Genomic DNA, 22,055 nt, shown 5'->3' with positions numbered 1-22,055 from the left:
AGATGAGGCACATCTTTAAATGCGCCTTAGCAAATCGGTGGCTTAATGCCATGCGACGGGAGAAAACCGGGATGGGGTGGCGGCGTGGCTCCCGCAGCCACCCCATCCCGGCCTCGCCGATCTGCTCAGCCCAATTCCCGTAGCCGCTCCGCCACCCGTTCCGGTGTGGTGTCGCTGATCCACGAACCCATCGCCGATTCGACGCCGGCCAGGTACTTCAGCTTGGCCGGAGCGCGCAGGACCGAGAACACCTGCAGATGCAGGCGGAACAGGTCGCGGTGGGTGCGGGCGGGCGCCTGGAAAACCCCGGAGATGTACGGCAACCGGTCGACCCCGGGGTAATAGCGGTCCAGGCGCTGCAGGACGTCCAGATAGATCAGCGCCAGGTCGTCGCGTTCCGGCGCGGTCAGGGCCGGCAGGTCCGGGACGTCGCGGTTCGGGGCCAGGTGCACCTCGACCGGCCAGCGCGCGGCCGCCGGCACGTACGCGGTCCAGTGTTCGGAGGTCGCCACAATCCGGCGGCCGGAGCGGACCTCGGCGTCCAGCACGTCCTGGAACAGGTTGCGGCCGGTGCCGGTGCGGTGCGCCTGAGCCATCGCCAGCATCCGGGCGGCCTTCGGCGGCAGGAACGGGAACGCGTAGATCTGGCCGTGCGGGTGCGGCAGCGTCACCCCGATCTCGCGGCCCCGGTTCTCGAACACGAAGACGTACTCGACCGCGGGATCGCTGCCCAGTTCGGCGGTCCGGTCGGCCCAGGCCTCGATCACGGTGCGCGCGCGGTGTGGGGTCAGGGTCCCGAACGAGCCGGTGGCGGCCGACGAGAAGCACACCACCTCGGTGCGGCCGGCCGCCGGGCGTACCGGCCACAGGTCCTCGCCGTCGATCAGGTCGAGCGGTCCGGACACGCGGGGCGAGAACGACGGGAAGCGGTTCTCGAAGACCACGACGTCGTACGAGGCCTCGGCGATCTCGGTGGGGAAACCGCCGGGGACGGTGGGCGCCAGCGGGTCCTGGTCGGCCGCCGGCAGGAAGGTGCGGTCGTTGCGGTGGGCCGCGATCGCGATCCACTCGCCGGTCAGCGGGTCGTACCGCATCTGCGGGTCGGCCGCGGCGGGCGGCAACGGCCGGGTGTCGGTCGCGGTCCGGTCGGCGAAGGGTCGCGTGTCGTCGAAGTAGATGATCTCGCGCCCGTCGGCCATCCGGCGGGACTGGCGGCGTACGGCATGAGGCTCCCGGCGGAGCCGGCGCCGGACCACCCGCAGCGTGTCGATCGCCAGAAGCTGGCCGTCGGCCGCCGCCAGGCGGTCGCGGGCGTCCTGCGGCAGCGCCACCGGCGAGCCCGCGGCCAGCGGCAACAGGTGCAGCGTGACCTCGGCGCCGGGACGGAAACCGGCGTCCCGCAGCGAGACGATCCACTCCGAGCCGTCCCAGAACCGGTCGGTCACCACCCGCCCGCCGACCCGCAGCTGGCCGACGTCGCCGGCCCAGCGGATGTGCAGGTAGGCGTCGGCCGCGGCCCAGTCCGGCACCGGCACCCGATAGACCGCCGCGAGCTCGTCGAAGGTCTCCGGCGACGGCGCCGACTGCCGGCCGTCGAACTTGCCGTAGGCCACCGGCACCGCCGCACCGGCGGCACGCACCAGCGCCGGCGAGAGCGTCACGTCATCGGCGGCGGCGGAGGCAGCAGCGGCGGCGGGATAGGCGTCCAGCGGTAGCGGCGCAAAGACGCCGGCGTCGTAGACCTCGACCTCCCCGTCGGCCTCGATCCGGCCGTCCGCGCCCCAGCTGAGTGACGCCCCGGACAGCAGCAGGCGCCGGGCCGGGCCGTCCTCGCACACCCAGATCCGGTCGGCGACGGCGGCGGGCAGGACCAGCAGGTCCAGCTCGCCGCCGTCGGCCCGGAGCCGGACCGGCGACAGGCCCGGCTCGACGGTGGCGGCGGAACCGCCGACCGAGTAGGTGGCTGCGATACCGGCCTCGGCGACCAGCACGAGCGTGGGCACCGGCCAAGATCCGGATGATGCGGGCAGCAGGGTGAGCGCGGACGCGGTGGCCCAGTCCAGCCGCACGCCGCCGGCGGTCAGCGCGAGCGGCCAGCGGGCCAGCGTGCCCGGCGGGATGTCGACCGGCTCGGCGGGCAGCACGATCTCGCCGGCCGGGAGCGAGACGCAGAACTGGGCGCCCCGGTAGGTGGACAGCGGCACGTGCGGCTGATGCCAGGCCACGAAGAGGAAACCGCTGGTCCCGTCGCTGCGCAGCGCCCAGCGCAGGGTCTGCGAGTCCTCCACGCCGGCCGGGCGCACCTCGGGCAGGCTGGACGGCATCTCGGCCAGGGTGCCGCCGAACGCGGCCAGGAACGCGTGCTGCCGGCGCAGTTCGGCGTGGCCGGCCGACAGCACACCGGCCTCGCCGATCGGGGCGTGGAAGTCGTACCCGAGCCGGGGCATGTCGTTCGGATAGCCGGTGGCGTGCGACTCCTGGAGACCGCGTTCGCCGGGCGGGTTGGTGCCGCCCGCGTACATGTAATAGCCCTGCCAGGCCGACCCGTTACCGATCTTGCAATGCGCGATGGTGGCGATGTCCCGCGCCGCGGGGCGCGGCCGGCGGTGGTAGGCGGTGGCCATGCCGCCGCCCAGCTCGCAGGTGGCGGCGGGGAAAAGAGCATTGGGGGTACGCGGGTGCGCCCGGTCGGCGCTGGACACCTGCAGCTGGAGGCGTCGCACGTCGAACCCGATGCCCGGGTCGTCCCAGACGTGGGAGAAGAAGTAGTGGTCCCGGAACGTCGGGTCCCAGGGCGCGTCGGCGTCCACCCAGAAGCCGTCGCCGTACCCGCCGTACAGCGGCAGCACGTCCTCGGCCGGCAGGTCGGCGCCGCCCCACGCGGTCGCGGTCCACAGCGGCGCGGACATCCCGGCCTCGCGGACCAGCCGCTTGAGCGTGACGAGGTGGCCCGGCTGGTCGTACAGCTCGTTCTCCAGCTGGATGCCGAGTACCGGGCCGTCCGGGCCGCAGCGGCCGCCGAGCGCCGCCGCGAGCTGACCGAAGTACTCGCGCACCAGGTCCAGGTACGCCGGGTCGTCGGTGCGGTGCGCGACCGGGGCCTGCTGCACCCAGTCCGGGAAGCCACCGTTGCGGGTCTCGCCGTGGCACCACGGCCCGATCCGCAGCACCACGTCGAGACCCTCGGCCACGGCCAGGTCGACGAACGCGGCCACGTCCAGATTGCCGTCGAAGCGGGGCTCGCCGCGGCGTTCGACGTGGTGCAACCAGAAGACGTAGGTGGCGGCGACCGTGATGCCGCCGGCCCGCATCTGGCGCAGCCGCTGCCGCCACCGGGCGCGCGGGACCCGGCTGTAGTGGATCTCGCCGGACACCGGGATGACGGGCACGCCGTCGCGGATCAGGTAGCGGCTGGTCAGCTCGACGCCCGGACGCACGTCCTCGTCGTTGCTCATCCGTGGCCGGCGCGGTGGCTCGGCCCAGGGATGGTGCCGGACGAGTAGCGGGTCGGTGGGCACTGGCGCTCCTCACAGGAAACAAGGACTGTAACCGGTCACATCGATCTGGCTCCGCACGATACATCGTCTTAACCGGCACGACGCAAGGACTTGACAACCGTGGTGCCGAGCAGCACTGTAACCGGTCACAGGTCCTGTTCGGTGACGCACGTCTCCCCCGGCAGCGACCCAGGCCGCGCTCCCCGTGGCTGGCCGATCGAGGAGGATCGATGAAGAAGATAACTCTGCCGCTGGCCGGTGTGCTGGCCGCAGCTCTCATGTTGACCACCGCGTGCAGCAGCTCCGACGACAAGGGCGGCGACACCGCGCCCAAGCCGGGCGAGAAGGTCGAGCTCACCTACTGGACCTGGGCCCCGAACATGGACAAGGTCGTCGAGGGCTGGAACGCGAAGAACCCCGACATCAAGGTCACCGTCAACAAGCAGGACGGCGGCGACCCGGCGGTCACCAAGCTGCTCACCGCGATCAAGGCCGGCAGCGGCGCCCCCGACGTCATGCAGGCCGAGTACCAGAAGATCCCCACCCTGGTCTCGGCCGACGCGATCGCGGACATCGCCAAGGAGGTCGGCGACGTCAAGGCGAAGTTCCCCGAGTCGGCCTGGAACTCGGTGACCCTCGGCTCCGAGGCCGTCTACGGCGTGCCGCAGGACACCGGCCCGATGATGTTCTTCTACCGCTCCGACGTCTTCGAGAAGCTGGGCATCCAGGCGCCGAAGACCTGGGACGAGTACGCGGCGGCCGCGCGCAAGATCAACGCAGCGAACAAGAAGCAGTTCCTCGGCACCTTCTCGGCCGCCGACGCGGGCTGGTTCGCCGGTCTCTCGCAGCAGGCCGGCGCGTCCTGGTGGGGCGTGCAGGGCGACGCCTGGACGGTCGCGATCAACGACGCCAACACCAAGAAGGTCGCCGACTACTGGGGTGGCCTGGTCGCCGAGGGCGCGGTCGACAACAAGCCGATGTACACCCCGGAGTGGAACGCCGCGCTCAACGACGGCACCCAGGTGGGCTGGCTCGGCGCGGTCTGGGGACCGGGCGTGCTGGAGGGCAACGCGGCCAGCACCAAGGGCAAGTGGAAGGCCACCCAGCTGCCGCAGTGGGACGCCGCGGCGCCCAAGAACGGCAACTGGGGCGGCTCGGCCACCAGCGTCACCACCCAGAGCAAGAACAAGGCCGCCGCCGCCAAGTTCGTGGCCTGGCTGAACACCGACCCCGAGGCGCTCAAGGCACTGGCCGGCACCGCCAACGTCTACCCCGCGTCGGTGGACGCCACCGCCACCGCGCTGACCAAGCCGCCGGCGTTCTTCGAGAACCAGCCGGACTTCTACACGATCGCCGCCGAGGCCGCGAAGGTCACCAACGCGTTCACCTACGGGCCGAACGTGAACGTCGCGTACTCCAGCTACAACGACGCGTTCGCCAAGGCCGCGCAGTCCAAGAACGCGGCCGAGTTCAGCAAGGCACTCGACACCATGCAGCAGACCACGGTCGACGACATGAAGAAGACCGGCTTCAACGTCGCCGGCTGAAACTCCCGGCCCGGTAGGTGCGGCACCGTCCGCACCTGCCGGGCAGCCCCGCAACAGACAAGAGGTGACGGCCGTGACGGCGTTCCCCACCAACACCCGCACGCCCCGGACGTCCGAGCGGGGCGGCAAGAGCGCCCTGGCGCCGTACTCGTTCCTGGCCCCGGCGCTGATCCTGTTCGCCGCGTTCCTGGCCGCGCCGATCATCTACGCCGGCTACCTGAGCCTGCGCAAGGTCAAGGTCAGCGGGCTGGGCCTGGGCCGCGGCTCGCGCACCGAGATCTGGGCCGGGCTGGAGAACTACACCCGGTCGCTGTCCGATCCGGACTTCCTGCCGAGCGTCTACCGCGTCGGCGCGTACGGGATGATCGTGGTTCCCACCATGCTCGGCCTCGCGCTGCTGATGGCCCTGCTGCTGGACGCCGGCCGCACCCGGGTCGGCACCTTCGCCCGCACCTCGATCTTCCTGCCCTACGCGGTGCCGGCCGTGGTCGCCTCGCTGCTCTGGGGTTTCCTCTACCTGCCCCGGGTGAGCCCGTTCAACGACGCGCTGGAGGGCGTCGGGCTGGCCGCGCCGGACCTGCTCTCCGGCTCGTGGGTGCTGTGGTCGATCGCCAACATCGCGGTCTGGGGCGGCACCGGCTTCAACATGATCGTCATCTACACCGCGCTGCGGGCCATCCCCACCGACCTGTACGAGGCGGCCCGGCTGGACGGCGCGTCGGACAGCCAGATCGCCTGGCGCATCAAGATCCCGATCGTGCTGCCCTCGCTGATCATGACGTTCGTCTTCTCGCTCATCGCCACGCTGCAGGTCTTCGCCGAGCCGATGACGCTGCGGCCGTTGAGCAACACCATCTCGAGCACCTGGGCGCCGCTGATGAAGGTCTACCGGGACGCGTTCACCCGCAACGACGTCTACTCCGCCGCTGCCACCTCGGTGATCATCGCGCTGGCCACCTTCGTCGTGTCCTTCGGGTTCCTCAAGCTCGTCGGCAACCGCGCCTTCAACCAGGAGGACTGATCGTGAGCACCTCGACCGTGGTCCCGGCCACGCCCGCGGTGGTCCGGCCGTCCGGACCGGCGCCCCGGAGCAACCGCCGGATCAGCCCGGCCGCCACCGTGCTGCTGCTGCTCGGCGCGCTGTACTGCCTGTTCCCGGTGCTCTGGGTGCTGATCGCGGCGACCAAGAGCTCCGGCGAGCTGTTCTCCACCTTCACGCTGGCGCCCAGCACCCACCTGTTCGACAACGTCGCCGACCTGAACGCGTACCGGGACGGCCTGTACTGGCGGTGGATGCTCAACACCGCCCTGTACGCCGGGGTCGGCGCGGCCGCGTCCACGCTGGTGTCCGCGATGGCCGGGTTCGCGCTGGCCAAGTACACGTTCCCGGGCAAGCAGGTGGTCTTCAACCTGATCCTGGCCGGGGTGCTGGTGCCCGGCGTCATCCTGGCCATCCCGCAGTACCTGCTGCTGGCCAAGGTGGGGATGACCAACACCTACTGGTCGGTGCTGCTGCCCAGCATCATCACCCCGTACGGGATCTATCTGTGCCGGATCTTCGCAGCCGCCGCGGTGCCCACCGAGGTGCTCGAGGCGGCCCGGATCGACGGAGCCGGCGACTGGCGCACGTTCGCCCGGGTGGCGCTGCCGATGATGCGCTCCGGGCTGGTCACCGTGTTCCTCTTCCAGTTCGTGGCGATCTGGAACAACTTCATGCTGCCGTACATCATGCTGGGCGACGACCGGCTGTTCCCGCTCACCGTGGGCCTCAACGGCCTGCTCAACCAGGGCGCCAACCAGCCGGCGATGTACATCTCGGTGGTCACCGGCGCGCTGCTGTCGATCCTGCCGCTGATCGCCCTCTTCCTCGGCCTGCAGCGCTATTGGCGGGTCGACCTGGGCGCCGGCGCGGTGAAGGCATGACCGCCTGCACCGAGCGGCACCCAGCGCGACCTGCGGACGGCCTCGCAGGCGAGGGCCAGAAGGGCATGCCGAAGGAGGGCTCAGCATGACGACCCAGCGGGGACGGGAGGTGGCGCCGACTATGATCCCAGCCGTGCCGACCTCGCCCGCGCCGGGGCGCAAGCGGCCCACCATCCGCGACGTGGCGCGCGAGGCCGGGGTCTCTTACGCCACCGTCTCCCGCGTCCTCAACGGCCGGGAGTGGGTCAGCCCCGAGGCCGTCCGGGCCGTGCGCGAGGCGATCACCCGCACCGGGTACACCGCCAACCAGCACGCCCGCTCGCTGGCCACCGGCCGGTCCGGGTCGATCGCGTTCCTGCTCACCGAGCCGCAGCACCTGCTGTTCGAGGACCCGAACTTCTCGGTCCTGCTGCGCGGCGTGGCCCAGGCGCTGTCCGACCGCGAGCTCACCCTGATCCTGATGATCGCCTCGACCCCCGAGGAGCGGAACCGCACGGTGGCGTACCTGGCCGGCGGGCACGTGGACGGCGTGCTGCTGGTCTCGCCGCACTCCGGCGACCCGCTGCTGAGCCACCTGGTCAGCGCCGAGGTGCCGATCGTTGCCTGCGGCCGGGTGCTCGGCTACGAGCAGCAGATCAGCTCGGTGGCGGCCGACGACCGGGCCGGCGCCCGGTCGGCCGTCGAGCACCTGATCGCGGCCGGCTGCCGGCGGATCGCCACCATCACCGGCCCGCAGGACACCGCGGGCGGCGTCGACCGGCTGCACGGCTACACCGACGCGCTCACCGCGCACGGCCTGCCGGTCGAGCCGGCCCGGATCGTGCACGGCGACTGGGGCCGGCCGAGCGGCGCGGCCGGGATGCGGGTGCTGCTCGAACGGGCGCCCGACCTGGACGCGGTGTTCGCGGCCTCGGACGCGATGGCCGCCGCCACCCTGCCGGTGCTGCGCGAGGCGGGCCGCGAGGTGCCCGGCGACGTACGGGTGGTCGGTTTCGACGACTCCGGCCTGGCCGCCACCCTCGACCCGCCGCTGAGCACCGTCCGGCACCCGCTCGACCGGATCAGCGAGGAGATGGTCCGGCTGCTCACCGACGTGATCGCCGGGCGTACCCCGCTGTCGATCACCGTGCCCACCTCGCTGGTCCTGCGGGATTCCTCGCCCGCCTGAGCTCACCCGGCGCCACCGCCGGGTGCGACCCGCTCCCCACGGGTCATCCCCCAACCGCATCCTTGGCAAAGGAGCGACATGAAGCGATCCCTCACCGGGTTCGTGGCGACAGCCGTAGTCCTCGCGCTGTCGCTGACCGTCTCACCGACCCCCGCCCACGCGGCACCCCTCACCATGCTCGGTGCGGACGTGTCCACCCTGCAGCGGGCCCAGGACCTGGGCGCGAAGTACTACAACGCGTCCGGTGCGCAGCAGGACCCGTACGACATCCTGAAATCGAAGGGTGTCAACTACGCGCGGCTGCGCATCTGGAACAACCCGGCCAGCGGCTACAACAACAAGGCCAAGGTGCTCCAGCAGGCCCGGACGATCAAGTCCAAGGGCCTGAAGCTCCTGATCGACTTCCACTACTCGGACACCTGGGCCGACCCCGGCAAGCAGTTCCCGCCGGCGGCCTGGGCCTCGCACTCGCTGGCCCAGCTGCAGACCGACGTCTACAACTACACGTACGACATCTGCAATTCCTTGAAGGCACAGGGCACCACGCCGGACAGCGTGCAGATCGGCAACGAGATCAACGTCGGCATGCTGTGGCCCCGCGGGCAGGTCACCAACAACAACTTCCAGCCTCTGGGCAGCCTGCTCAAGCAGGGCTACAACGCCACCAAGTCGTGCAACAGCGGCACCCAGGTGTGGATCCACGTGGCGGACGCCGACAGCATGGCGAACGCGCGCTGGTTCTTCGACGGCATCCGCGGCCAGGGCGTCCAGTGGGACGTCTCGGCGCTGTCGTACTACTGCATGTGGCACGGCACGCTGACCAACCTCTACAACGTGATCACCGACGTCCGGACCCGGTACGGCAAGCCGGTGGTGATCGCCGAGACGGCGTACCAGTTCACCACGGGCAACGCCGACGGCACCGGCAACTCGATCCCGGGCAACGTGCTGTGCGACAACATCCCGGCCTCCTGGGCCGGGCAGGCGCAGCAGTTCCAGTGGACGCAGAACACCGCGCGCAGCGCCGGCGCGGTCGGCGTCTTCTACTGGGAGCCGACCTGGACCGCCGTGAACGGCAACGGCTGGGACCCGGCGAACATCAACGGCAGCGGCAACGGCTGGGACAACATGGCCATCTTCGACTGGTCCGGCAAGGTGAACCCCACGCTGGTCTGGACCCCGTGACACCGGCCGGGCCCGGCGTGACCTTCGACGCCGGGCCCGGCACCGTGTCCTTGTTCACGGCATAATCAGCACTGATCAGAGCGCTGTAATGACCGGAACACCGAGACACGGGAGCGACCATGCAGCGGCATCGGCTGGTAGTCATCGGCGCCGGATTCGGCGGCCTCTTCGCGATCAAGGCTCTGCGCCGGGCTCCGGTCGACATCACACTGATCAACGGCACCGCGTACCACCTCTTCCAACCCCTGCTCTACCAGATGGCCACCGGCATCCTCAGCGAGGGCGAGATCGCCCCGCCGATCCGCGAGGTGCTGCGCCGGCAGAAGAACGTGGACGTCCGGCTCGGCTGGGCGACCAGCGTGGACACCGCGAACAAGATCGTCTCGGTGTCCGGACCGGGCATCGAATACCAGGTCGAGTACGACACGCTGATCGTGGCGGCCGGCGCTGCGCAGTCCTATTTCGGCAACGACCAGTTCGCCGACCACGCGCCCGGCATGAAGAACATCGACGACGCGCTCGAGCTGCGCGCCCGCATCTTCGGCGCGTTCGAGATCGCCGACCTGCAGACCGACCCCGACGACGTGGCCCGCTGGCTCACCTTCGTGGTGGTCGGCGCCGGACCGACCGGCACCGAGATGGCCGGCCAGATCGCCGAGCTGGCGCACCGCACGCTGCCGGGTCAATATCGGCACATCGACCCGCACCAGGCCCGGATCATCCTGGTCGACGCGGTCGGCGCGGTGCTCAACACGTTCGGCGACCACCTGTCCACCCGGGCGCTGCGCCAGCTGCACCTGATGGGCGTCGAGGTCGAGCTGAACACCAAGGTGGTCGGCATGGACGCCACCGGCATCGAGGTGGAGACCGAGCGCGGCCACGAACGCATCCCGTCGATGACCAAGGTGTGGGCGGCCGGCGTGGCGGCTCCCCCGCTGGCCCGGCAGATCGCCGAGGTCACCGGCGCCAAGACCGACCGGGCCGGCCGGATCCACGTGTCCCCCGACCTGACCGTGCCCGGCCACCCCGAGATCTTCGTGCTCGGCGACATGATGAACCTGAACGACGAGCACGGCGTGCAACTGCCCGGCGTGGCCCAGGTCGCCATCCAGGGCGGCCGGTACGCGGCCCGGCAGGTCAAGCGGCGCCTGGACGGCCAGCCGCCGGACAAGCCGTTCAAGTACTTCGACAAGGGCAGCCTGGCCACCATCTCCCGGTTCTCGGCCGTGGCCAGCGTCGGCAAGCTGCGGCTGTCCGGCTTCCCGGCCTGGGTCATCTGGGTCGCGGTGCACCTGTTCTACCTGGTGGGCTTCAAGAACCGGGTGACCGCGGTGCTGCACTGGGCGGTCAGCTTCCTGGGCCGGGGACGCTCCGAGCGGGTGGCCACGGTGCAGCAGGCGTTCGCCCGGCGGGCCATCCGGGAGTACGGCGACCCGTTCACCCGCGCACTCGACGACAGGTAGCCGGAACGCACCGCGGCGGCAACCGGACGGGCAACCGGTTCGCACCCCGGCGGGGGTGACATAGAGGAGTACCCCCCGCCTGCAAGGAGTTGTGTCATGCGTCTTCGTCCCGTTGCCCTGGCTGCCGTCATGGCGGTCGTCGTCGGAGTTCCCGCCGTGGCGACCGCCGCTTCCGCCGCGCCCGGCAACCAGCCCGCGCCGGCCGTCTCGGCCTTCAAGGGCAAGCCGACCGCCAAGCCGGCGAAACCGGCGAAGCCCGTCAAGCCGGTCAAGGTCCAGTTCAGTGCCAGCGGCACCGTCAAGTCCGTCGACGCCGCCGCCGGCACCGTCACGGTCGTCGCGAAGGGCGGCACCAAGGACGCCAAGGGCAAGACCGTGACGATCAGCGTGCCGTCGAGCGTGCGGATCCAGCTGAACGGCGCCCGCAAGAAGCTGTCCGACCTCGGGGCCGGCTTCCGGATCACGATCACCGGGACGCGGGTCGGCACCGTCTACACCGCGGCCAAGGTGCAGGCCACCGGCACCAAGAAGCCGGCGCCCAAGCCGACCCCCACGCCGACCCCCACGCCGACCCCCACGCCGACTGAGACGCCGACGCCCGCGCCGACTGAGACGCCGACGCCCGCGCCGAGCGACTCGCCGGACCCCGACGACTCCGCGTCGCCGGAACCGACCGAGTCGGAGACGCCCGACCCGGACGAGTCGGAGACGCCCGAGCCCGACGAGCCGGGCACGCCGGAGCCGACGGCCGACCCGGGCTCCTGACGCCCGGCCTCGCCCGGACTCCCGGCCCCGCCCGGACTCCCGGCCCCGCCCGGACTCCCGGCCCCGCCCGGACTCCCGGCCCCGCCCCGCACCCAGGCTGAACATTTCCGGGATTTCGGAAATGTGCGTACGGGGAAGACGGGATGGCGGCTCAGCTCTCCAGCTCGTGCTCGGGCTGGAGCAGCAGTTGGTGGGCCACCGGACGGTAGGTCGAAGCCCAGGCGTGTGCCGCCGGCAGCCGGTCGGCGGCCGGCGGCGGGTCGGCCAGCGCTCGCTGGATGGCGCCGAGCAGCCGGCCGGCCTCCTCGGCCTGGTTGCGGTACCACGCCGTGGACCAGATCCGGTGCAGGTGCCAGCCCTGCTCGCGCAGTTCCTGCTCGCGCAGGCGGTCGCGGTCCCGGGCCGCCCCGATCGACCGGTACCCGGGGCCGTCGAACTCGATGGCCAGCGCGTACACGTCGTCGGGGTGGTCCGGGTGCAGCACCGCCAGGTCGATCCAATGGCCGGCCGCACCGATCTGGCGGCGCACCGCGTAACCCCAGCCGGCGATCGTGGCCAGCACGGATTCCTCGAACGGGGTGACACCCTCCGGGTCGGACACCGGGCGGCCCAGCGTGGCGGCGTCGCGCTCGGCGTACTCCAAAAAGGCTTTGAGGTGCCGGACGCTCTCGTTGCCCATGTCCGGCACGTCGGCAGCGTGGATCGACGAGACCACCTCGACCAGCTGCGTGGCCCGGGTGATCGCGACGTTGAGCCGGCGCCAGCCGCGCGGCCGGTTCAGCACCCCGAAGTTCGTGCTGATCTTGTCGTTCTCGTCGTAGCCGTAGCCGACCGACAGGATGATCACGTCGCGCTCGTCGCCCTGTACCGCCTCCAGGCTCTTGACGAAGAAGCCGGTGAGCCGGTCGGAGTCGTCGAGCAGGTGCTCCAGGTGCGGCCGCTCGGCGATCATCCGCTGCACCGCCTCGTCGATCGCGTCGGCCTGGGCCACCGAGAGCGTCACCACGCCGAGCGTGCGTTCCGGCCGGGTGGTGAGGTGGTGCAGGACGCGGGCCGCCACCGCCTCGGCCTCGATCGGGTTGTCCGAGGTGGTGGCGCGGTGGTAGATGCCGTCCACGTGGAACATGGCGACGCCGTGCTCGGGCTCGCGGGCGTACGCGCGGGGCAGGCTGACCAGCCGGCCCTGGTAGTAGGCCAGGTTGGCGAACGCGAACAGCGACTCGTGCCGGCTGCGGTGGTGCCACTCCAGCGGCAGCACCGGGAACGTCTCGCGGGCCAGGTCGAAGATCGACGGGTAGTCGGTGACGTCGTCCTCGACCCGGTCGTAGAACGTGGTCGGCGGTAGCTGGCGGTCGTCGCCCGCGATGATCAGCGCGTCGCCGCGGTACACGCAGTTGATCGCGTCGGCCGTGGTCACCTGGGACGCCTCGTCGATGATCACCACGTCGAACTCGATCTCCGGCGGGAGCAGCCGGCTGACCGCGAGCGGCGACATCAGCAGGCACGGCTTGAGCCCCTGCACCGCGTGCCGGGCCTGAGCGATCAGGTCGCGGACCGCCAGGTGGCCGGTCTTCTTGCTGCCCTCCCGGCGGATCAGGGCCGGCTCGCCGGTGGTGGCCGTGGCCGGGCGGCGGGCCTCCACCGCGTAGACGATGTCGGCCAGCGCGGCCGCGGTCAGCTCGTTGTCCAGCAGCTTGAAGACCTCGACCAGGTGGATCCGGTCCTCGGCGTCGGCCGGGGTCAGGCCCGGGTCGGTCCGGATGATCGCGTCGGTCCAGGCGCGGTAGAGGGCGCGTTCCAGCACCGGCCAGATCCGCTCGGTGGCGATCTCCTGGTCGGCGCAGAACTCCAGGGCCTCCTCCAAGCCGAACCCGGTGATCACCTGCCGGGCGTCCTGGTGCACGAACCACTCCTGCTGGCCCTCGGTGTCGTGCAGCATCTGCAGCAGCAGGTCCCGGGCACTGTCGTAGTCGCCCAGGTCGATCGCCAGCTCCTTCTGCCGGTCGGTGCCGAACCCCTTGAGCAGCTGCTCGCGGGCGTGCTCCCAGTTGGCGACCGCGGCGGCCAGCCCGTCGCTGGGCACGCACTCGGCCAGCGCGGCGGCCTGTTCGGGGCTGAGCGGGTTGTCGTGGCCGGTGTAGAGGCGCCGGGCCTTGTCGCTCCAGGCCACGATCTCGTTCATCTGGTCGTCGTTGGTCTTGGTGCCGCGGTAGATCTCGCCCAGCACCGCCGCGTGCGGGCCGGCGTTCGACCAGATCGCGGCCTCGGCGTCGATGGCCGCCTGGCGCTGCTGGGCGATCTCCACCGCCTCGGCGAGGGTGAGGTCGCGACCGGTCGGCCCGCCGTACGCCCGCAGCATCTCGGCCGCGGCCCGCAGCGGCGCGATGTGCGCCCGCAGCCACTCCACGGCGTCGGCCACCGCCCCCTCGGCGAGCTCCGGCCGGGGCGCGCGGGCCGGTGCGGTCCGCAGCGTGGTGCGGAACCGGTCGAACTCGTCCCGGGCCTCGCCGACGATGCGCAGCAGCGCGCTGTTCGGCCGGGGCGCGCAGACGTGCACCACCACGGCGGCCAGCGCGTCCGGCGGGGTCTCCCGGATCACCTCGTCGGCGGTGTGCAGCGCCTCCTGGATCGCGGCGAAGTCGGTGTCCAGGCCGTCCCAGTGCCGGCCGAGGATGTCGGCGTGCTCGTCGGCCAGCGCCTCCAGCTCGTCCAGCGCCGCCTTCCAGGCCGCCGCGTCCTCCACATTCGCGATGGCGTCCTCGGGCTTGACCTCGGGCAGCGCCGCCTCGATCGCGGCCTTCTTGTCGCGCCGGTAGGTGCGCAGCAGCTTACGGGCGCCACGCCGGCTGGCCAGCCGGTCGGCCATCTCCTCGATCGGCTCGTTCAGCACGCCCTCGTCGAAGTGCCGGCGGGCCTGCTGCTCGGCGGCCAGCACCGCCTCGACGGCCTTGCGCAGGGCACGCTGCGCGGCGTGCGCGGCGGCCATCCCGCCCTCGGCGAACCAGGCCGGCTCGGGCTTGTGGTCCCGGGAGATCAGCTCCGAGATCGTGATCACCCGCTTGGAGTCCGGGAAGCTCACCACGTGCGGCAGGCCGAGCCGGGCGGTGACCCGGTCCAGGCTCTCCTGCCGGGTCTCCAGCTGGTCGGCCTCCTCGGCGAACTTGTTGGCCAGGTGCTCGGCCTGCGCGGCGTTCAGCGGGCTGAGATCGACCGCCTCCGGGGTCAGGTGCGACAGGTCGGGCACGCTGGTGAGGTCGGCCGCGGACGGCAGCTCGGCCCACGGGATGCCGCCGTAGCGCAGCGCCGCCAGGTGCTTGGTCAGGTCCTCGGCGGCGTCCTTGACCGGCTGGAGGCTCGGCGCGGTCAGCCACTCCTCGACGATCTTGCCGGGCCGGTGCTCGGCGTGCGCGGCCAGCGCCGCCAGGGTCGCCGCACCGGCCGGCTCGTGCAGGTCGAACGCGTCGGCCAGGGTGGAGTTGGCGATCACCGTCTCGGCCAGCGTGCCGAGCGCGGTCATCGCCTGCCGCAGCCGGCCCTCCATCGGGTCCCGCTCGATCGTGTCCCGCCACAGGTAGCTCTCGCTGCGCACCCGGCCCAGCCGGCTGACCGCGTGCCGGATGTCGTCCAGCGCCGCCGGGGTGAGCTCGGCCGGGATCTCGGCGGGCACCGGCGCGGCCGGCACGTCGTGCAGCGTGGCGCAGGTCCCGATCACGTCGTGCAGGCTCCGGCCGAGCGGTTCGCGGACGCGATTCAAGGCTTCCGCGTACGCGCTCAGGCGTTCCCGCCGTTCCCGGACCGCGCGCCGGTCGATCGGGTCCATGCTGGCCAGCGGCACCGGATCGGTGTCCAGCGCGGCGGTCAGCGCGGTGGCCACCTCGCGCCGGCCGGTCAGGTCGCTGTGCAGCGGCAGCAGGTAGTTGCCCAGGCCGGCCGAGCTGAGCCGGGCGGCCACGGTGTCCAGCGCGGCCGCCTTCTCCGAGACCACCAGCACCCGCTTGCCGGCGTGCAGCAGGCACCCGACCATGTTCGCGATGGTCTGCGACTTGCCGGTGCCGGGCGGGCCGTCGATCACGAAGCTGTGCCCGGCCATCGCGGCCGCCACGCAGGCACGCTGGCTGGCGTCGGCGTCCAGCACCAGCGGGATGTCCTCGGGCGGTGCGACCTCGTCGACGGCGGCCGGCGGGACCGGGTCGAACGCGAACGTGCCCTCGGCGTCCTTGGTGGCCAGCGCCCGCACCAGCGGATGCTCGGCGATGTGCGGCTCGTTCTCCACCAGGTCGGCGTGGATCGACTCGCGATGCACCGCGAACTGGGTCAGCACCACGGCGTCGTCGGCGTACCAGCCGGGCTGCTCGCCGATCGCCACGTCGATGTGCGCCCACAGCACGGTGACGTCCATCTCGGCGAGCGCGTGCACCTCGGGCAGTTCGATGCCGAGCGGCTCCATCCGCAGGGCCAGCGCCGGGTTGACCATCGGGTCGTCGCCGCGGGCCCGCAGCACCGGGCCGGCCGGGTCGATCTCCACCGGCACCAGCAGGATCGGGCTCTGGTGCGGGGTGTTGCGGTCGTCGGTCCAGTGCAGCATGCCGACGGCCAGGTAGAGCGAGGAGACGCCGCGGTCCAGGAACTCCTGCCGGGACCGCCGGTAGAACCGGTGCAGCAGGGCGCCGAGTTCGTTCTCGGGCAGGTCGGTGCGCAGGACCGGCCGGTTGTCGTCGGGGTCGCCGCCGGGAAAGCCGAAGCTGCCGTCGTCCTGGAGCACCCGCAGCAGGCTCTTCGGCGACGGCCCGGTGATCTCCACGGCGTCGGACGGGGTCCGGCCGAAGTGCAGCAGCCGGTTGGCGTCGGTGAGGTCCACCAGCCCCGAACGCCAGGTCTCGAGCGCAGCCCTGACCGCGCCGTCGGGCTGCCCGCTCAGTTCCGCTGCTAATTCCGGCCGCATTCCCCAATTCCAGCAAGACGGGGACCCGTCACGCCGGGAATTCGCCCGCTTCCTTCCGGATATTCCCGGTATATCTTGAGGAAACGGGCGAATAGTCCGACTTCTGGCTGTCTTCTAGGCGGCCGGGACCGAGGTCCGTTCCGCCGCCGGCGGCGGGGTGCGCTCCAGGGCCGCGCCCTCGACGTCCAGCTCCGGGAGCCGGCGCAGCCAGCTCGGCAGCCACCAGGCGGCCCGGCCCATCAGGGCGAGCGCCGCCGGGATGGCGACCATGCGGACCACCAGGGCGTCGAACAGGATGCCGACGGCCAGCGCGAACGCGATCGGCTTGACCGTATCGTTGCCCTGCGGCACGAAGCCGGCGAACACCGCGAACATGATCGTGGCGGCCGCGACCACCACCGGCGCCGCCTGCCGGAAGCCGGTCACCACGGCCTGCCGGGGTTCGGAGCCGTGCGCGTGCGCCTCGTGCATCCGGGAGACCAGGAAGACCTGGTAGTCCATCGCGAGGCCGAACAGGATGCCGACGATGATGATCGGAGCGAGGCTCAGCAGCGGGCCGGTGACCTGGGCGTTGACCACCTCGGTGAGCCAGCCCCACTGGAACACCGCGGTGGTGGCGCCGAGCGCCGCGCCGATCGTGAGCAGGAAGCCGAGCACGCCGGCCACCGGCACCAGGATCGACCGGAACACGAGCACCAGCAGCACGAACGCGAGGCCGACCACGAGCGCAAGGTAGATCGGCAGCGCCTGGCTCAGCTTCTCCGAGACGTCGATGCTGATCGCCGTGGTGCCGGTGACGTAGACCTTGGCGTTCGGCCCGTCGTCGATGGTGTCCCGCAGGCTGTGCACCAGGTCGGTGGTGGCTGTGTCGTCCGGGCCGGTGGCCGGGATGATCGAGATGAGCGCCGCGGTGCCGGCCTGGTCGGGCCGCGGCGGGGCGGCCACCAGCACGCCGGGCAGGGTGGCGATCCGCTGCTGCAGGGAGGCCGCGTACGCGGGTGCGCCGCTGCCGTCCACCAGCACCAGCAGCGGGCCGGCGAAGCCCGGGCCGAACCGCTGCGCGATGATCTCGTCGGCCTTCGCGTAGGTGCTGCCCGGCACCTCCTTCTGCACCAGCGAGGTCTCCATCCTGGTGACCGGGATGGCGACCACGGCCAGCGCCGCCACCGCCACCAGCAGGCTCAGCCAGCGCTGCCGGGTCACCAGGTGGGCCCAGCCGCGGAAGAAGCCGCGGCCGGCCTCGTGCGAGCCGGCGGCCGGCACGGCCCGCTGCCGCCGCGGCAGGGCCCGCAGGCCGATCCAGCCGAGGATGGCCGGGACCAGGGTGATCGCGACCAGCACGGCGATCACGATGGTGGCGGCGGCCGCGATGCCCATCTCGGTGAGGAACGGAATGCCCGCCACCGAGAGGCCGGCCAGCGCGATCACGACCGTCAGGCCCGCGGTGACGACGGCCGAGCCGGCCGTGCCGACCGCCATGGCCGCGGCGTCCGGCACCGGCAGGCCACGGCGCAGCTCGTGCCGGAACCGGGTGACGATGAACAGCGCATAGTCGATGCCGACCGCGAGGCCCAGCATGATCGCGAGGATCGAGGTGGTCGACTGGAGCTCGACGAAGCCGGTGAGGGTGAAGATGCCGGCCGCGCCGATGCCCACCCCGACGATCGCGGTCAGCAGGTTCATCCCGGCGGCGACCAGCGAGCCGTAGGTCACGGCCAGCACCAGCAGCGCGACCACCACACCGATGCCCTCGGCCGGGCCGCCCACGTCGGCGCCGGACTCCTTGGCCGCCTCGCCGCGCACCTCGACCACCAGCCCGCCGGCGTTGGCCTGCTCGACTGCGGCCAGCAGCGCCTCGCGCTCCTCGACGGTGATCGCCGAGGCCACCACGCCGTAGGTGACCGTGCTGAACGCCGCGGTCTGGTCGCGGGACACCACCGGCTGCTGCGGGTCCAGCGGGTTGGTGGCCGCCAGCACGCCGGGCAGTTCGCCGAGCTTGCCCACCACCCCGGTGATCTGGCCGGCCAGCGCCGGGTCGGTGACCTTGGCGCCGGCCGGCGCGGCGAACACCACCTGGGCGTTGGCCCCGGCCGAGGCGGCGCCGAAGCGCTCCTTCATCAGCGAGAGCGCGGTGGTCGACTCCTGGCCGGGGATCGAGAACGTGTTCACGGTCGGTCCGGACAGGAAGATCGCGCCGAGGGCGGCCGCGATCAGCGCCACCAACCAGACGGCGGTGACGGCGAGCCGGTGGCGCACGGCGGCCAGTCCGAGTCGGTGCAGCAGCGTTGCCATGAGGGGTTTCCTTGCCTAGTCGGTCGGGCCTAGTCGGTCGGGCCTAGTCGGTCGGGCCTAGTCGGTCGGGCCTAGTCGGTCGGGCCTAGTCGGTCGGGCCTAGTCGATCTGGGCGCGCCCGTGACCGAGCGCGTCGCAGCTGACGGTGACGATGTCGTCGAGGGCGGCGGGGTAGGGCTTGTCGTGCAGGGCCACGCTGGTCACGGCCAGGGCACCGAGCGCGCCGGTGATCCGCAGGATGCGCATCGGGTCGGCGGCCGCGGCGCAGTCCGGGTCGTCGATGCCGAACGCGCCGAAGACCAGTTGACCGATGTCGTCGAGAACGGTGGCGAACTCGCTGTCCGGCGCGTTCATCAGGCCGGACAGCACCAGCGCCACGGCGCCCGGCCGGTCCAGCGCGAGCCGGGCCACGCCGGTGATCACCACGCGGTCGCGCGCGCGGCCCGGCGGCAGTTCGGCGGCCGCGGCCGCGATGGCCCGCACCTCGCCGACGGCCCGGTCGATGACGGCGCGCTGGAGCGCCTCCTTGGAGGGGAAGCGGTGCAGCAGGCCGGTCTTGGAGTAGCCGACCGCGTCGGCCACCCGCTGGATCGACGTCTCCTTGAACCCGTGCCGGGCGAACAGCGTGGCCGCGGTCTCGAGGATCTCGTCCTCGATCTGTTCCCGGGTCGGACGCGGCATGTGGACCACGCTAGTCCCTTCCGGACCACTTCGGTCCCCCACCGACCGTGTCGGTCCTCACAAGTGCCAGGCCACCTTCAGTCTCATGCAACGAGCACCCGGCCGGGGCTGATCCACGGAGCGTGATGAAGCGCCTGACCAGGCGAGACAGCAAAGATCAACTCAAATGAGGCTTAGCGGAGCACCCTCCCCTAAGCCTTTCCTTTGGCCTAAATCACCATCTTGTTCACCGTAGCAACGCATGGAAGACTGTCGATATCTCGTGGTGGGAGCCGCGCACGGGCCTGGATCGTCGAGGGCACCCCGGCAAGGGGACGACGACAACGGCCTGGGCAATGGTGCCGTCGCAGCCGCTCTCCCGGTAACTCAGCGACACGCTCAACCGCACCTTGCGTACCGCCCGTCAGTCCTCGACGGGTGCGGAGCACTGGCCGTGACTGCCCCGGTCCGGCCTGTCTAGCGAGGAGAAACCTGCACATGAAATGGAAGACAAGCCGGCGCCGGGTGGCCATGGTCGCCACCGGCCTGCTGTTCACCGGCGGGCTGGTCGGGATCTCGGCCGGCGCCGCCAGCGGCGACACCACGCCGACCGCCAAGCTCGCGCTCGCCGGACCCTACGGCGACCAGTTCCTGGCGCTGTACCAGAAGATCAAGAATCCGGCGAACGGGTACTTCAGCCCCGAAGGGGTGCCCTACCACTCGATCGAGACGCTCCTCGTCGAGGCGCCGGACCACGGGCACGAGACGACCTCCGAGGCGTTCAGCTACTGGCTCTACCTTGAGGCGATGTACGGGCGGGTGACCCAGAACTGGGCGCCGTTCAACTCCGCGTGGCAGACGATGGAGCGCTACATCATCCCCAAGGAGACGCAGAGCAACTACAACGCCGCGGACCCGGCCGACTACGCGCCGGAGGCCCTGCACCCGAGCCAGTACCCGGCGGTCGGCGGCAAGCTCGACCCGGCGGTGAAGGTCGGCGCCGACCCGCTGGCGGCCGAGTTGCAGTCCACCTACGGCACCAGCCAGGTGTACGGCATGCACTGGCTGCTCGACGTCGACAACGTGTACGGCTTCGGCAACTGCGGCGACCGCACCTCGAAGCCCGCGTACATCAACACCTATCAGCGCGGCCCGCAGGAGTCGGTCTGGGAGACCGTCCCGCACCCCTCGTGCGAGACCTTCACCTTCGGCCGGCAGGGCAACGGCGGCTACATCCCGATCTTCATCGGTGACTCCAGCTACGCGCAGCAGTGGCGCTACACCAACGCCCCGGACGCCGACGCGCGCGCCGTGCAGGCCGCGTACTGGGCCCTGACCTGGGCTAAGGAGCAGGGTCAGCAGGGTCAGATCGCGACCTCGGTGGCGAACGCCGCCAAGATGGGCGACTACCTGCGCTACTCGATGTACGACAAGTACTTCAAGACGCCCGGCTGCACCTCGGCGTCCTGCGCCGCGGGCACCGGCAAGAACAGCTCCACGTACCTGATGTCCTGGTACTACGCGTGGGGCGGCTCGCAGGGCAGTGCCAGCGGCAGCTGGTCCTGGCGGATCGGCTCCAGCCACAACCACGGCGGCTACCAGAACCCGTTCGCGGCCTGGGCGCTGTCCACCGTGCCGGAGCTGACCCCGCGGTCGGCCACCGCCAAGACCGACTGGGCGACCAGCCTGACCCGGCAGATCGACTTCTACACCTGGCTGCAGTCCGCCGACGGCGCGATCGCCGGTGGCGCGACCAACAGCTGGAACGGCAACTACAGCGCGCCGCCGTCCGGCACGCCGACCTTCTACGGCATGGCGTACGACGAGAAGCCGGTCTACCACGACCCGCCGTCGAACCAGTGGTTCGGCTTCCAGGCGTGGACCATGGAGCGGGTCGCGGAGTACTACTACGTGACCGGTGACGCCCGGGCCAAGGCCCTGCTCGACAAGTGGGTCACCTGGGCGCTGGCCAACACCACGGTCAGCGGCAGCACCTACCAGATCCCGTCGACCCTGCGCTGGAGCGGCCGGCCCGGCGGCAACTGGCAGGCCGGCACCACCTCGGTGAACAACGCGAACCTGCGGGTCACCGTCGTGGACCGCACCACCGACGTCGGCGTCGCCGGCGCGTACGCCCGCACCTTGATCTTCTATGGTGCCAAGGCGGCGCATGCGCAGTCCCGGACCACAGCGAAGGCCCTACTCGACGCCGTGATGACGCACAGCGACACGAAGGGCGTGGCGGTTCCGGAGACCCGCAACGACTACAACCGGTTCGACGACGTGCTCAGCGGCACGGGTGACGGCCTGTTCATCCCGTCCGGCTACACCGGCACCATGCCCAACGGCGACCAGATCGCCCCGGGCAAGACGTTCCTGGACATCCGGTCCTTCCTCAAGCAGGACCCGGAATGGTCCAAGGTTCAGACCTATCTGAACGGCGGAGCGGCGCCGACGTTCAACTACCACCGTTTTTGGGCTCAGGTGGACGTTGCGTTGGCACTGGCCGACTATGACCGGCTGATCGGCTCGTAGTTCGGCGAACCACAACGTGGGTGGGGCGGCTTCCGACCGTCCCACCCACGTTTGTGTCATCACACCGCAATATTTCCC

Annotated in this window: 11 protein-coding genes and 1 pseudogene; 8 read left to right on the top strand and 4 right to left on the bottom strand. The window is 71.2% G+C overall.

Annotation, left to right across the window (positions count from 1 at the left end):
* Positions 1-125 precede the first annotated feature (125 nt).
* Positions 126-3,518, bottom strand: coding sequence for a galactose-1-phosphate uridylyltransferase (galT, locus tag Ari01nite_RS51285; RefSeq protein WP_307837764.1), 3,393 nt, complete (start codon positions 3,516-3,518; stop codon positions 126-128).
* A gap of 209 nt (positions 3,519-3,727) precedes the next feature.
* Between galT and Ari01nite_RS09655 the strand changes: the two genes are divergently transcribed.
* From Ari01nite_RS09655 to Ari01nite_RS09625, 7 genes are all read left to right on the top strand, one after another.
* Positions 3,728-5,044, top strand: coding sequence for an ABC transporter substrate-binding protein (locus Ari01nite_RS09655; protein WP_203780784.1), 1,317 nt, complete (start codon positions 3,728-3,730; stop codon positions 5,042-5,044).
* 73 nt (positions 5,045-5,117) lie between these two features.
* Positions 5,118-6,065 carry a carbohydrate ABC transporter permease gene (locus tag Ari01nite_RS09650; protein ID WP_203780783.1) on the top strand — a complete coding sequence of 316 codons (948 nt, stop codon included), beginning with the start codon at positions 5,118-5,120 and terminating at the stop codon, positions 6,063-6,065.
* Positions 6,066-6,067: 2 nt separating this feature from the next.
* Complete coding sequence (locus Ari01nite_RS09645) at positions 6,068-6,967, top strand: carbohydrate ABC transporter permease (RefSeq protein WP_438872160.1); 900 nt, start codon at positions 6,068-6,070, stop codon at positions 6,965-6,967.
* 133 nt (positions 6,968-7,100) lie between these two features.
* A complete protein-coding gene (locus Ari01nite_RS09640; protein ID WP_239162609.1) occupies positions 7,101-8,135 on the top strand; it encodes a LacI family DNA-binding transcriptional regulator in 1,035 nt (344 codons plus the stop codon).
* Between the two features lie 78 nt (positions 8,136-8,213).
* Entirely contained in the window at positions 8,214-9,320 is a 1,107-nt protein-coding gene (locus tag Ari01nite_RS09635; protein WP_203780782.1) for a glycoside hydrolase family 53 protein, read from the top strand.
* A gap of 119 nt (positions 9,321-9,439) precedes the next feature.
* Entirely contained in the window at positions 9,440-10,783 is a 1,344-nt protein-coding gene (locus Ari01nite_RS09630; RefSeq protein WP_203780781.1) for an NAD(P)/FAD-dependent oxidoreductase, read from the top strand.
* A gap of 96 nt (positions 10,784-10,879) precedes the next feature.
* The gene (locus Ari01nite_RS09625; protein ID WP_203780780.1) at positions 10,880-11,548 is read left to right on the top strand and encodes a hypothetical protein; all 669 of its coding nucleotides are present in this window, start codon (positions 10,880-10,882) and stop codon (positions 11,546-11,548) included.
* A gap of 151 nt (positions 11,549-11,699) precedes the next feature.
* On the opposite strand, the gene Ari01nite_RS09620 is transcribed toward Ari01nite_RS09625, so the two are convergent.
* From Ari01nite_RS09620 to Ari01nite_RS09610, 3 genes are all read right to left on the bottom strand, one after another.
* Positions 11,700-16,490, bottom strand: a complete 4,791-nt coding sequence (locus Ari01nite_RS09620) for a PDDEXK-like endonuclease domain-containing protein (RefSeq protein WP_203780779.1) — start codon at positions 16,488-16,490, stop codon at positions 11,700-11,702.
* 114 nt (positions 16,491-16,604) lie between these two features.
* A complete protein-coding gene (locus Ari01nite_RS09615; protein WP_203780778.1) occupies positions 16,605-18,782 on the bottom strand; it encodes an MMPL family transporter in 2,178 nt (725 codons plus the stop codon).
* A 99-nt stretch (positions 18,783-18,881) separates the two neighbouring features.
* Complete coding sequence (locus Ari01nite_RS09610; protein WP_203780777.1) at positions 18,882-19,463, bottom strand: TetR/AcrR family transcriptional regulator; 582 nt, start codon at positions 19,461-19,463, stop codon at positions 18,882-18,884.
* 360 nt (positions 19,464-19,823) lie between these two features.
* Between Ari01nite_RS09610 and Ari01nite_RS09605 the strand changes: the two are divergent.
* Positions 19,824-21,977 (top strand): annotated as a pseudogene (locus tag Ari01nite_RS09605) (glycoside hydrolase family 48 protein); the annotation flags it as partial.
* Positions 21,978-22,055 lie beyond the last annotated feature (78 nt).

Origin of the sequence: Paractinoplanes rishiriensis (assembly GCF_016862375.1) — a bacterium.
In the GTDB taxonomy this organism is placed as follows: domain Bacteria; phylum Actinomycetota; class Actinomycetes; order Mycobacteriales; family Micromonosporaceae; genus Actinoplanes; species Actinoplanes rishiriensis.
The sequence above is the reverse complement of the archived record's forward strand: the minus strand, read 5'-3'. Positions and strand labels throughout refer to the sequence as shown.